This is a genomic window from Alistipes sp. i18-0019-D1, from assembly GCF_042852885.1.
Lineage (GTDB): Bacteria > Bacteroidota > Bacteroidia > Bacteroidales > Rikenellaceae > Alistipes.
On record NZ_AP031424.1, the window covers coordinates 565,813 to 580,092 of the forward strand.

Annotated in this window: 9 protein-coding genes; all 9 read left to right on the forward strand. The window is 63.8% G+C overall.

Going from position 1 to position 14,280, the window contains the following annotated elements; all coding sequences use genetic code 11:
• Positions 1-4 precede the first annotated feature (4 nt).
• The 9 genes from ACGHP5_RS02300 to nagA are packed head-to-tail and all read left to right on the forward strand — an operon-like array spanning position 5 to position 14,261.
• Positions 5-775, forward strand: coding sequence for a rhamnogalacturonan acetylesterase (locus tag ACGHP5_RS02300; protein ID WP_295901394.1), 771 nt, complete (start codon positions 5-7; stop codon positions 773-775).
• Between the two features lie 30 nt (positions 776-805).
• Positions 806-3,994: a TonB-dependent receptor gene (locus ACGHP5_RS02305; protein ID WP_290531836.1), complete on the forward strand. Its 3,189-nt coding sequence runs from the start codon at positions 806-808 to the stop codon at positions 3,992-3,994.
• A 2-nt stretch (positions 3,995-3,996) separates the two neighbouring features.
• Entirely contained in the window at positions 3,997-5,940 is a 1,944-nt protein-coding gene (locus ACGHP5_RS02310; RefSeq protein WP_337773206.1) for a RagB/SusD family nutrient uptake outer membrane protein, read from the forward strand.
• Between the two features lie 16 nt (positions 5,941-5,956).
• Positions 5,957-7,954 (forward strand): hypothetical protein, encoded by a 1,998-nt coding sequence (locus ACGHP5_RS02315; protein ID WP_337756805.1) that lies wholly within the window; start codon positions 5,957-5,959, stop codon positions 7,952-7,954.
• A 12-nt stretch (positions 7,955-7,966) separates the two neighbouring features.
• Positions 7,967-9,748 carry a pectate lyase gene (locus ACGHP5_RS02320; RefSeq protein WP_337756807.1) on the forward strand — a complete coding sequence of 594 codons (1,782 nt, stop codon included), beginning with the start codon at positions 7,967-7,969 and terminating at the stop codon, positions 9,746-9,748.
• Positions 9,749-9,777: 29 nt separating this feature from the next.
• Complete coding sequence (locus ACGHP5_RS02325) at positions 9,778-10,542, forward strand: glucosamine-6-phosphate deaminase (protein WP_337773205.1); 765 nt, start codon at positions 9,778-9,780, stop codon at positions 10,540-10,542.
• A 17-nt stretch (positions 10,543-10,559) separates the two neighbouring features.
• Positions 10,560-11,546, forward strand: coding sequence for a hypothetical protein (locus tag ACGHP5_RS02330; RefSeq protein ID WP_390567938.1), 987 nt, complete (start codon positions 10,560-10,562; stop codon positions 11,544-11,546).
• Positions 11,543-13,009: an MFS transporter gene (locus ACGHP5_RS02335; protein ID WP_290531842.1), complete on the forward strand. Its 1,467-nt coding sequence runs from the start codon at positions 11,543-11,545 to the stop codon at positions 13,007-13,009. The genes ACGHP5_RS02330 and ACGHP5_RS02335 overlap by 4 nt, the downstream gene beginning before the upstream one ends.
• 1 nt (position 13,010) lies before the next feature.
• Positions 13,011-14,261 (forward strand): N-acetylglucosamine-6-phosphate deacetylase, encoded by a 1,251-nt coding sequence (gene nagA / locus ACGHP5_RS02340; protein WP_390567939.1) that lies wholly within the window; start codon positions 13,011-13,013, stop codon positions 14,259-14,261.
• The last annotated feature ends 19 nt before the right edge of the window (positions 14,262-14,280 follow it).

A 14,280-nucleotide genomic window follows, 5' to 3' on the forward strand; every position in this document is an offset into this window, starting at 1 on the left:
GAATATGAAAACCCTGAAACTCCTCCTCTGCATGTTGCTGCTTCCGGCGGCGGAAGTCCTGGCCGAAGGTCCGGTGACGCTCTACGCGATCGGCGACTCGACGATGGCCCCCAACACCAAGTGCGACGAAGACCCGGGCGATCCGGGACGCGGCTGGGCCGAGCCTCTCCAGCGGTTCTTCGACCCCGCGCAGCTCGTCGTGCGCAACTGCGCCGTCTCGGGCCGCAGCACCAAGAGCTTCATCGACGAGGGACGCTGGCAGAAAGTCCTCGACCGCATCGCCCCGGGCGACCTGCTGCTGATCCAGTTCGGGCACAACGACGCCAAGAAGAGCGACCCGAAACGCTACACCGACCCCGAAACGACCTTCAAGGAGAACCTGCGACGCTTCGTGAACGAGGCCCGCGGGAAAGGCGCCACGCCGATCCTGGCGACCTCCATCGTACGGCGGCAGTTCAACAAGGACGGCACGCTGCGCGATTCCCACGGGCGTTATGTCCCGGCCGCGGCCGAAGTCGCCGCCGAGTTGAACGTCCCGTTGGTAGACATGAACCGCCTGACGGGCGAACTCGTCCTGAAATACGGTCCCGAAGAGTCCAAGAAACTCTACCTCTACGTCGAACCCAACGTCGCCGAACGCTTCCCCGACGGCAATGCCGACGACACCCACCTCTGCATACGCGGGGCCGAGGAGTTCGCGGCGCTCTTCGCCGAAGCGTGCGCCGCCGCAGGCAACCCGCTGGGCCGATACGTGAAACCGAATCCCGCCCGATAACTCAACCTTAACCCCCAACCTGAAACCGCTATGACCAAATTTTATCTGACCCTATGCTGCCTGCTGACCGCCCTTGCACCGGCGGCGGCCCAGCAGTTGACGGGCGTCGTGACCGACAACAACGGCGAACCGCTGTTCGGCGCCGTGGCGGCCCTCAAGGGCAAGACCGCGGCCACGACGACCGGCATCCGCGGCGAATACGCCCTGCAGGGCGCGGACCTGCGCAGGGATACGCTCGTCTTCACCTACGTAGGCATGAAAAAGCTCGAAGTGCCCGTCGCGGGCCGCACGAAAGTCGACGCACGGCTCGAAGCGATGAACACGGCCATCGACGAAGTGGTCGTGATCGGATACGGAACCGTGCGCCGCGCCGACCTCACAGGAGCCGTTTCGTCGGTCTCGGCCGAAGACATCGTCCGCACCCCCGTCAACAACATCGCCGAAGCCATCTCGGGCAAACTGGCCGGCGTGCAGGTGCTCACCACCGACGGCGCCCCCGACGCCGAGGTCTCGATGTACGTCCGCGGCCGAAACTCCATCACGCAGAGCAGTTCGCCGCTCTACATCGTGGACGGTTTCCCCGTCTCGTCGATCTCCGACATCTCGCCCTCGGACATCCAGTCGATCGACGTGTTGAAAGACGCCTCCTCGACGGCCATCTACGGTTCGCGGGGCGCCAACGGCGTCATCATGATCACGACCAAGAGCGCCCGGCAAAACGGCGTCAAAGTGACGTTCAACGCCTATGCGGGACTGAAATACGTGACTCCGATGCCCGACATGCTCGATCCTTACGAGTACGCCCTCTGGCAGTACGAACAGTCGGTCTACCGGAACTCCGTCGGCTCGATGTACGAGCCTTATTTCGGCGTTTACGAGGACATGCACCTCTATAAGAACTATGCGGGCAACGACTGGAAGAAGATCGTCTTCGGGCGTTCGGCCACCACACAGAACTACAACGTCGCGCTCACGGGCAAGGGCGACAAAATGACCTACTCGGCCAGTTACACCCGTCAGATGGACGACGCGGTGATGATCACCTCGGACTTCGTACGCGACAACTTCACCTTCAAGTTCCAGCACAAGCCCTCGCGCAAGGTGACGCTCGACTTCCAGTCGCGCTTCTCCGACACGAAAATCTCGGGTTCGGGGGCCAACGAACAGAGCGGCGGACGCAGCAGCGACCCGCGCATGCGCTACGTCATGCAGTACTCGCCCATCCCGCTCAAGGGACTCTCGACGGAGGGCTTCGACGACGACGAATTCTACAAGAACAGCGGCCTGTTCACCCCGACGGAGTATATCCGCGACAACGACCGCATCCAGAAACGCCGCAATCTGGCGCTTTCGGGAGGATTCTCCTGGACCATCGTCAAGAACCTCGTCTTCCGCTCGAGCCTCAACCTGGAGTTCAACTGGAACGAAAACCAGCGGTTCTTCGGCATCACGACCTACTATGCGCGCATGAACGCTGTGGTCAAGGACCGCCCGGCCATCGAACTGACGAACACCGACTCGCGCCGCATCTCCAACTACAACACGCTCAGCTACGACTTCAAGGACCTGCTGCCGAAGAAACACCGTTTGAACGTGCTCGTCGGACAGGAACTGAACACCACCAAGTCCCGGACGCTGACCACCGACGTCGACGGGTTCCCCGTGACATTCTCCGCCCGGCAGGCGTTCCGCTTCACGACCGAAGGCACGGCCGTCTCGACCAACAACTTCTACGCGACGCCCGACAACCTGCTCTCGTTCTTCACACGCATCAACTACTCCTACGACGACCGCTACCTGGTGACCGGAACGCTGCGCGCCGACGGGTCGAGCAAGTTCCAGAAAAGCCAGCCGTGGGGCTATTTCCCCTCGGGCGCCGTGGCCTGGCGCATCTCCGAAGAGTCGTTCCTCAAGGAGGCCGAATGGCTCTCGCAGCTGAAACTGCGCGCCAGCATCGGCCTGGCGGGCAACGACAACATCCCCGGCGGCCAGACCCTGGCCGAGTATACGTCCGACAACACGCAGCTGCTGCCCTTCGAAACGTCGGTTTCCTACTGGTCGCAGGGCAAATACATGACCAACCCCGACCTGGTGTGGGAAACCACCGTATCGCGCAACGTGGGACTCGACTTCGGGTTCTTCGACAACCGCCTGAACGGCAATCTGGACCTCTACCTCAACACGACGCACGACCAGCTGATCCTCTTCCCGATCAAGGGTGCGGGCTACACCCACCAGTACCGCAACATGGGCAGCACGCAGAACAAGGGCATCGAACTGGCGCTCAACGCCGTGCTCGTCGACAAGCGCGACTACTCGCTGCAATTCTCATTCAACATCGCGATGAACCGCAACAAGGTGCTCGACCTGGGCGGACTGGACCGCATCGAAGCCTACTCGTCGTGGGCCTCGACGCAGATCGACTACGACTTCGTCGTGACGCCGGGCCAGTCGCTGGGGCAGATCTGGGGCTACGTCTCCGACGGCCGCTACCCGGCCTCGGACTTCACGTGGACCGGCTCCTCATGGCAGGCCAACGAAGGCGTGCTGGACAACTCGCACATCGCCGGCAACGGCTGGGGTCCGGGCGCCGTGCGCTTCCGCGACCTGGGCGGCGACCCCGACGCCATCTCTGCGGGAACCGACCGCACCGTGCTGGGCTGCACGCTGCCCAAGGCCACCGGCGGATTCTCGCTCGCCGGGCGCATCAAGGGATTCGACTTCAACGCCAACTTCACCTACACGCTGGGCAACAAGATTCTCAACGTCAACAAGGCCGAATACACCTCGACGGCGGGCTACCGCTACCAGAACCTGCTGACGGCGATGGACTCCGGCAACCGCTGGCAGAGCATCGATGCCGCAGGACAGCGCATCACCGACCCGGCGCTGCTGGACGAAATCAACCGCGGCACCACGATGTGGACCCCCATGAGCGCCTACCGCTACGTCAGCTCCTACATCGTCGAGGACGGCTCGTTCCTGCGCCTCAACTCGGCCACGATCGGCTACTCGCTGCCCGAGGCGCTGCTGCGCAAAATCCGCCTGACCCAGCTGCGCATCTACGTCACGGGAACCAACCTCTTCTGCTGGACCGGCTATTCGGGCTTCGATCCCGAAGTGGACACCCGGCGCTCCACGCCCCTCACCCCCGGCGTGGACTACTCGCCCTACCCCAAGACCCGGGGCTTTATCGTCGGACTTAACCTTACCTTCTAAAGATGAAAACGCTGAAAACCATCATACTCCTCGCCGCAGCCGTCTGCCTGTGCTCCTGTCTGAACGACTTCCTGGAGGCGAAGACCGAGTCCTCGTTCACCGACGAGGCGGTCTTCTCCGACCCCACGCTCGCCACAGGTGCCGTGATGGGCATCTACGAGTCGATCAACTTCAACTCGTTCAACGGCCGTCTGTGGGCCTATCACGGCTACAACAACGACACCGAACGGCATTTGAGTTCCACGTCTGGCGTGACGCCTGCCCAGAACGACAGCCATTCGGCCTACGCCGTCTACAAATACAGCGAGACGGACAACTATTTCGGCGACGCCTTCTCCTATGCCATGATCGCCATCGAGCGGGCCAACAACTGCATCGGAGGACTGCGCGCCTACGGCGATACGGAGCATAACGCCGACATGGCCTACCTGCTGGGCGAGGCGCTTTTCCTGCGCGCCTGGATTTACTACGAACTGGTGGGCATCTGGGGCAACATTCCGGCCCGCTTCGACGCGCTTTCGAACGAAAGCCTCTACGCCGGGCGGGCGGACCGCGACGTGATCTGGAAACAGCTGCTCGCCGACCTCGAAGAGTCCGCACGGCTGATGCCGTGGCCCGGTCAGGGCGTCACGAGCACCGTGCTGCGCCCCAACCGCGCCGCCGCCAAGGCGCTGCGCGCCCGCATCGCCCTCACGGCGGGCGGCTACGCCTACCACCTCTACGGCGAGCTGAACACCGCGCAGCTGAGCGCCGATCCCGAACTGACGGTCGAGAAGACCTACACCATCGCCCGCGACGAGTGCCGCGAGATCATGCAGCACGAAGGCAGCGGATTCATCCTCGAAAACGACTTCGCCAAAATATTCAAGGACAACTGCGCCGCGAAGGTCTCGGCCGGAGGCGAACCCCTCTGGGAGCTGCCCTTCAAGTACAATTCGCGCGGCAACTGGATGGTCGCGGCAGGCGTTTACCACCGCGGCCCCGGGGGCAGCGGAACCATTTCAGCCGACAGCGACCCCTACACCAGCGTCTACATGGGCGGCACGATGGGCGTCGTTCCCACGCTCTATTACGACTTCGACGCGAAGGACAAGCGGCGCGACATCTCGGTCGTGGCGTTCCGCTGGGCCGACGGCGTGCAGGAACTGACGCGCCCGAGCATGATGACCGGCGGCAAGCTGCGCGCCGAGTGGAAAGACCCCTCGCTGGCCAAATTCTCGGCCAACGCCAACGACGGCATCACGCCGATCGTACTGCGCTACGCCGACGTGCTGCTGATGTTCGCCGAGGCCGACAACCGCCTCAACGGCGGTCCGACCGACGAGGCGAAACTGGCCCTCCAGCGCATCCGCGAACGGGCGTTCGGAACCTCGCAGGCCGAATGGATCGCCGGCGTCTCCGGCTCCGAAGCCGACTTCCTGAAAGCCGTCCAGGAGGAGCGGCGCCTCGAATTCGTCGGCGAGATGATCCGCAAGCAGGACCTCATCCGCTGGAACCTGCTGAAGACCAACATGGACAAGGTGAAGCAGGACATGTACGATCTGCGGACGCTTTCGGGCGGCTATGCTGACGTTCCGGCCTACGTCTTCTGGAAATACAAGAGCAACGCCGCCGGGGAGCGCGAGATCGTCTGGTACGGACTCAACCGCGGCGAAACGGCGCCCGGAACCGAAGGACAGCAGGTCACCGACCAGGCGGCGCTCGACGCCTGGATGAAGGCCGGAGGCTGGCGCAACTGGAATCCCTCGGGCAACGCCGCACCCGCACCCGCAACGCCGTCGCTGTGGATCACCCCCTCGGCCTCGTCGGGTTACCTCTCCGACGCCTACATCGAGGCGCAGTATCACACCGATCCCGACCGCAGACTCGACATGCCGCTGCCCTCGTCGGTCATCATGAACAGCCAGGGCCATTTGAGCAACGCATCACTGGGCTACAACAACTAAAACCGCGCGACCAACCATGAAAAACGCCATCCATACCCTGAAATTACTCGCCGCCGTGCTGGCGGCAGGACTCGGCGCCTGCCAGGATGCCGCCGTCGAGGTGTACGACGCCTCGCTGAACAGCCTGCTGCGGCCTTCCGCAGTGACGGCCGTCGCCGCCGATTCCGAGCACATCGCCGTATCGTGGCGCGGATCGGCCGGCGCGTTCCGGCTCGAATACGCCCTGAACGAAGATTTCGCGGGCGATGTCGCCGTCATCGAACCCGTCGAGGACAACAAATACACCGTCGGGGAGCTTACGGAGGCCACAACTTACTATTTCCGCGTGATGGCCCTCTCGGACAAAACGGGCGTCTCGTCGTCGGAATACTCCGCCGTGGCAACGGCCCGAACGCTCACCGAGCCGAAGATACCCAACGTCAAAGCCTCCTCGGAGATGGTCTACACCACCTCGCCGTGGTCCGTGACCTGTACCGTGACGATGACCTGGGGTGAGGCCGGAACCGAGCCGGAAGCCATTTCCGAGGTACGCGCCACCCCGACCGCAGGCGGCCAAGCGCTGGTCTTCCCCGTCTCGGAGGAAGAGGCCGCGGCACAGCGGACCGCCTTCAGCGAGGGCGTGCTCACCGACACGGAATACACGCTGGAACTCTACGCCGGCAAAAAGATGCGCGGCACGTGCACGCACCGCACCGTTCCCGGACCCGTTCCGGCGCTCTACGCCTCGGCGCAGCTCGACTTCACGACCGACCCCGTAAGCGCCTCGGCCGAAATCCGCTGGGAACTCTACTACGTCTCGCCCGAGGAACTTTCCGAAATCGTACTCACGCGCAAAGGCGTCGAAACGCCCGAGCGGCAGGTTCCCGTCACCCCGGCCGACATCGCCGCAGGTTCGGCGACCGTGACGGCACTCGCGCCCGGCGCGGAATACACCGCCGCACTGAAATCCAAAGACGGCAAGACGATCGCCTCGTCGGAATTCACGACGCCGGAGGCCCCCGGGCAGGATGTGATCGTCGTACGCCCGGGCGACGACCTGGCAGCGATCATCAGTGCGCCCGACCGTCAATATGAGACCGTCTATCTCGTAGCGGGCGAATACACGGTAACGGCGGACGCAGCTATCCCCATCGCACGCAATCTGGAACTCTACTCTGACGATCCGGCACGCACAACGATCTCCATAACCAAAAACTTCCAGCCCGAAGGGACATTGGAGCAAATCATATTGCGCAACCTGCGCATCGAATGCTCGACCTACCTGATGCAGGCGAGAAGCGATTACGACATCGCGCTGCTCCGCATCGACAACTGCATCGTAGACCTCAACTCCGGTGCAACCGGCGCTTCGACGCTTTTCAACACCACGAAGGGCACGGCCACCAAACAGATGCTGCACCAATACGAAGTGGTCAACTCCATTGTTTTCTCCAACGCGGGGCAGACACAGAACATCGTCTACGGTTCGGCATCGGGCAGCATCGGCGAGTTCGAAAAGATCGTCATGCGCCATTCGACCTTCTCCAACTGCGCCCGCGGTCTGATCTATGTGACCAATACGGCCGACTGCACTTACGAGATCGAGCTTGAGAACTGTACGCTCTACAACGTCGCCTCGGCCGGGAGCAATGCGCTGATCGACATCCGCATGGCGGGTACGGCGAACGCCTCCGGGCGCAGGATCGCATTGCGCAACTCGGTAATGTGGTTCGGCAGCACAAAGGGTTACCAGGTGCTTCGTTTCGCCGGAAGCGGCGAGGGCCAATATGTTCCCAAAGAGCAGATAGACTGTGCGAACTTCTACCACTTCGCCTCGCAGACCCCGGCTTTCGGGTCGAGCGCCTACAACGTCGCCGACCGGATGACCCCCTACGGCGGCACACCTGCCGAGCTGTGGCAGAACCCCACGGCCGACCCCTCGGCGGCAGGAGCCTCGTTCCGCATCAAGGACCAGTCGGTGCGCGCCGCGCAGGAAGCCGCCGGAACCACACTCGGAGACCCCCGCTGGGAATAATACGACCGAACGATGAAACGGACCCTTCTCACAGCCGCCATCTGCCTGCTCGCCGCCTGTACGGACGGCGGGCAGCAGCCCGGCGCCCCGCTGAACGCCTCGCGCAACGGCGAAACCGCCTTCGAAGCCATCGAAGGGACGACCGTGCGGCTGGAGGAGTACCTGCGTGTCACGGGCGGCGTGCCGCCCTACGGCTACGCGACCTCGCTGCAGGGGGACTTCTCCCCCTCGCTCGAACGCACCGTGCCCGCTCCCGAGCACTCCCCCGCCCAATACGGCGTCTACGTCCGCGACAGCCGGGGCGACCGGACCGAAAGCCCGGTGGTCGTCTCTCTGAAAATCCTTCCCGCCGGCGGGGAGCGGACACCGGCCTTTCCCGGTGCCGAGGGCGGCGGGCGTTACGTCACGGGAGGCCGCGGCGGCAGGGTTTACTACGTCACCAACCTGCTCGACGCCTACCCCGTGCCTCCCGAAGGGTCGCTGCGCTGGGCGCTGACGCAGCCAGGGCCCAAGATCGTGATGTTCCGGGTTTCGGGCGTCATTCCGCTGGCGGCGAAACTCTACATCCGCAACGACGGGCGTTACGCCGGGCAGGGATGCGACATCACCGTTGCGGGCGAGACTGCCCCGGGCGACGGCATCTGCCTGAAGAACTGGCCGCTGGCGATCACTTATGCCGAAAACGTCATCGTCCGCTTCCTTCGTTTCCGCCTCGGGGACGATTTCGACACCGGATCGGCGCAGGACGCCTGCGAAGGCCAGAGCAGTTCCGGCGTGATCCTCGACCACTGCTCGATGAGCTGGAGCGTGGACGAATGCGCCTCGTTCTACCGCAACCGCGACTTCACGCTCCAATGGTGCATCCTCACCGAGAGCCTGCGTCTGTCGACCCACGAAAAGGAGTCGCCTCACGGCTACGGCGGCATCTGGGGCGGCCGCGACGCATCGTTCCACCACAACCTCATCTCGCGCCACGACAGCCGCAATCCGCGGTTCGACGCCGCATCGAGCTATCCCGAAGCATATCCGGCCTCAGAGTGGCGGGGCAACGTCGATTTCCGCAACAACGTCGTCTACGGCTGGGGCGGCGAAGTCTCCTACGGCGGCGAGGGCGGGCATTTCAACCTGGTGAACAACTACTACAAGGAGGGTCCCCACTCCCCGGCGCGCAACCGCTTCCTGACGGCCTATGCCGCGACTTCGCTGACTCCGGCAGGCATTCCGGCAGCCTATCCCGAGGTCTACATCGACGGAAACCGCTACGAAACCCGCTCGGGAACAGGACTGACGCGCATTGAGGAAGACAATTACAACGGGATCGTCTGGTCGGGAGCCGGCGGCGAGGGGATACCCGCTCCTCCGGGCCGCGTTCCGGAATTCCCCATCGGGGGCATGACCGCCCATACGGCGACCCAGCCCGCCGCCGAGGCGTTCCTCGCGGTCGTCAATGGCGCCGGAGCGTGGCCGCGCGACAAGGTCGACCTGCGGGCCGCGACCGACGCCCGCAACGGCACGTCGACCGGATATACAGGCACGGCCGAACCGAGCAAGGCGGGGCTGATCGACTCGCCGTCGCAGGCAGGCGGATACCCCGCCTACGAAACGGCCGAAGCCCCGGCGGACAGCGACGGCGACGGCATGCCCGACGCCTGGGAACTCGCCCGGGGACTCGACCCGTCGGACCCGGCCGACGGAGCGGCGAAAAGCCTCTCCGAAGCCTACACCAACGTAGAGATTTACCTGCACGAATGCGCCGCGGCATTGCTCCGAGAGAAACGCATCAACGAAAAATAAACAACAAACGCATTAAACTATTCAACGACATGGTAACCCGACTGACCAAAGGAAGACTCAAAGTAACGATCTCCGAAACCCGCGCCGAACTGGGCGAGGTGGCCGCCCGCGAGGTGGGCGCATACATCCGTTCGCTGCTGGAAACGCAGCCCGAAGTGAACATCATCTTCGCCTCGGCCCCCTCGCAGAACGATTTCCTCGCAAACCTGCTGCTGGAAGAGATCGACTGGTCGCGCGTCAACGCATTCCACATGGACGAATACATCGGCATCGATCCCCACGCCCCGCAGGCGTTCGGACAGTTCCTCCGCGACCGCATCTTCTCCAAGAAGACCTTCAAATCGGTGAACTACATCGACCCGAAAGCCGCCGACCCGGCCGCCGAATGCGAACGTTACGCCGGACTGCTCCGACAGATGCCCGCCGACATCGTGTTCCTGGGCATCGGCGAGAACGGCCACCTGGCCTTCAACGACCCCCACGTGGCGTTCTTCGACGACCCGCTCACGGTCAAGACCGTCGACCTCGACCCGGCATGTATCCGCCAGCAAGTCAACGACGGCTGTTTCAAGGCCATCGAAGAGGTTCCGACGCACGCCTACACGATCACCATCCCCGAACTGCTGTTCGTGAAGAAACTCTACGCCATCGTGCCCACCATCGCCAAGGCAAACGCTATCAAGGGGACGTGCGACGGCCCGATCGTCACGTCGTGCCCGGCGTCGATCCTGCGCACGCACCGCGACTGTACGCTCTATGCGGACCGCGACAGCGCGTCGCTGGTAAGCAAATAACGCCAAAACCGCAAAAAATGAAAAATTTATTGATAACTTGCATCTGCGCACTGCTGGCGTTCCCCGCAGGAGCCGCCACCCGGTGCGTCGCCGCAGGCGACGACCTGGGACGCGCCATCCGCACGCTCAAGGACAACGACACGCTGGTGATCGCAGCGGGCAGCTACGCCGTCGAGGGCACGCTGGCTGTGAAGCGCAGCACGGTCATCGCGGGCGAAGCGGGCGCACGTCCCCGCATCACCGTCGGGTCGTTCCGGATCGGCACGGGAGCCGAACACCTCGTGCTGCGGGGGCTCGACCTCACGCTCGGCGGCAAACACCTCGTCGACACCCCCTCGGAAGGGAGCGTGGAGATCGGATTGATAGCCATCGAGAACTGCACGGTCGACCTGGGCGGCAGCACGGGCGCCGGGCTGGTGGGCAGCCGCACGTCCGGTACGGCGCGCAACCTCATCGGAGAGATCCGGGTGGAGGACTGCGTGGTCTTCAACGGCGGATTCCCGCAGCACTTCGTCTATTCGGCGGCCAGCACCTCGCAGACCGCCGTGGGCAAAATCCGGCTCTGCGACAGCACCTTCGCCGACATGGCCCGGGGCGCCGTGGTGACCAACGCCAGGATGCAGACCCGGGTCGAGATCGAACGCTGCACGTTCTACGACATCAACCGCGCGGACAACAACGCCGGAACCATCCGGCTGGGCAACGCCGAAGCGGACATCCGCGTCACGGAATCGGTCTTCACCTTCGCAGGTCCCGCCAGCCGCTTCATCGTCGCTGGTCCCGGCAGCAAAGTCGCCGTGGAAGACTCCTATGCCACGGGCGAACTGGCCTCGATACCCGGCGCACGCGGACTGAAGACGCTCCCGGCAAAAGCCGCCGAAGCCTACGAGGCTCCGGGTCGCAACCCGCTTGCGGAAGGCGTCTCGCTGCGCCTCAGGGAAAACAGTACGTCCGGTCGGAAGATCGGAGACCCGAGATGGAACAAACAAATGAAACGAATATGAAAATCAACGGATTAAGATGGATCATACTGAGCCTGATCATGCTCGTGTCCATCATCAACTACCTCGACCGCGGCACGCTCAACTACATGTGGGTCGCCAACACCAAAAGCGAATACCCGGCCGACAGGGCGGTCTACGATGCCGCAGACGGAACCTACACCCTGACCGCCGCAGACGGCACGACGGTCGTGGCGCCTGCCGACCGCGTCGCACAGCAGGCGGACGGCAGCTACGTCTACACCGCCGTGGGCGGCATCGCCGCCGAACTGGGCATCCTCGACCCCGCCATGCCGGAGGCCGAATTCAAAGCGCAGTCCAAGAAACTGCTGGCCGACATCACGATCTTCTTCATGATCGCCTACGGCCTGAGCCAGCTTTTTTCCGGAAAACTCTACGACCGCATCGGCACGCGCCGCGGCTTCGCCTTCTCGGCGCTGCTGTGGGGCGCTGCAGACGCTTTCACGGCCTTCGCCGCCGGATTCAAGTCGCTCACGGCGTTCCGCTTCATGCTCGGCCTGGGCGAGGCGGGACCGTGGCCGGGCACGACCAAGTCCAACGCCGAATGGTTCCCGACCAAGGAGCGGGCGCTCGCGCAGGGGCTGTTCAACGCCTCGACCTCGGTAGGCTCGATCCTCGCCCCGATCGTCATTTCGTTCCTCTACCTCGCATTCGGCTGGAAAGCAACTTTCGCCGTGGTGGGTTCGCTGGCCGTGCTGTGGATCATCCCGTGGCTCTGGGTGAACAAGAAAGGCCCGAAGGAGCACCCCTGGATCACCGACAAGGAACGCGACTACATCCTCTCCGGGCAGCCCGAAGGACACAAGACCGAACCCTGCCGCTGCAAAAGCTGGGGCGAACTGCTGCGCGAGCGGAAAAACTACGCACTGATCGTGGGCCGCTTCTTCATCGACCCGGTCTGGTGGATCTTCGTAACCTTCATTCCCATCTACCTGATCGAGGTGTTCAACCTCGACATCCGCGAAGTGGCCATGTCGGCCTGGGTTCCCTACGTGGGCGCCGCCATCGGGGCATTCGCCGGAGGATGGTTCTCGGGACTGCTGCAAAAGCGCGGACGTTCGCTCAACTTCGCCCGCAAATGCTCGATGATCGTCGGCGTATGTATCGCCCTGCCGGGCGTCGTGGGAGCCACGATGGCTTCGTCGGCGACCTTCGCCGTCGTGATGATGGCCCTGATTCTGGGCGGCTACCAGTTCGTGCAGTCCAACCTGATGACCCTGGCCGCCGACTTCCACTACGGCCGCACGGTCGGCTCGCTGGCCGGGCTGGGCGGTGCTGCGGCGGTGCTGGGCACCATCCTCGCGATGATCGTCGTACCGATGATCACCCGCGCGGGCTGGGCACCGTTCTTCATCTTCGGCGGCCTGCTCTTCCCCGTATCCCTGCTTGCCGTGTTCCTATTCGGCGGGCGCATTCAGAATATCGACGAAGAAAAACAGCGATAGCATGAAAACCCTGATTCCCATTTTCGGACTGCTGGCGTGCTGCCTTCCCGCGGCCGCCGAAGGCCCCCACCGGGTGAAAATCGTCAACGCCGCGGCGGTGATGCCCTCCAAAGTCGTGGAAAACGCGACGATCCTGATTGAAGACGGCCGCATCGCAGCCGTCGGAACCGACCTCGAGGAGGCATTCGAAGGCGCCGAGGTCATCGACGCGGCGGGCCGCTACGCCGCCCCCGGCTTCATCGACGTGCACTGCCACGGCGGAGGGGGCCATGACTTCTCGGACGGCACGGTCGAGGCGATGCTCGGCGCCGCCGAGATGCACGCGCAGCACGGAACGACGCTGATCTACCCCACCACCGCCTCGTGCTCCAACGCGACGCTTTTCAGCCTGTTCGACACCTACCGCAAGGCCGCGAAACGGAACACGCACGGCGCGGCGTTCGGCGGCATCCACATCGAAGGCGGCTACCTCTCGATGGAGATGAAAGGCGGACAGGACCCGCGCTACATCAAGAATCCCACGCCGGAGGACTATAACGCCATCCTCGCCAAAGGCGGCGACCTGATCGCCCGCTGGACCTTCGCGCCCGAACTGCCGGGCAGCGCGGCGCTGATCGGCGAGCTCTCCCGCCGCGGCATCCAGATGTCGATGGGTCACACTTCGGCGCTCTACGACGAGGCGGTCGACGCCTACGATGCCGGAGTGAACAGCATCACCCATTTTTACTCGATGTGCTCGGGCGTCACGCGCCGCAACGCGCTGCGCTACGCCGGGGTGATCGAGGCGGGCTATCTGCTCGACGGCATCTACGTCGAGACCATCGGCGACGGCATCCACCTGCCCGAACCGCTGCTCCGGCTGATCTGGAAAGTGAAGGGGCCCGACCGCATCGTCGGCATCACCGACGCCATGCGCGGTGCAGGCATGCCCGACGGCCCGACCATCCTGGGCAGCCTCGACGACGGCATGGCGGCGATTATCGAGGACGGTGTGGCGAAACTCCCCGATCGCAGTTCGTTCGCCGGATCGGTCTGCACGACGGACCGCGTCGTGCGCAACTACATGATCAAAGCGGGCGCCTCGCTGCCCGAAGCGGTGCAGGTGATGACCCTCTCCCCCGCACGGCTGATGCGCATCGACGACCGCAAAGGCTCGATCGCCCCGGGCAAGGACGCCGACATCGTGCTTTTCGACGAGGGGATCGACATCTCGCTGACAATGATCGGAGGAAAGGTCGTCTACCGGAAATAACGCCGGAAACGGTTTTTGA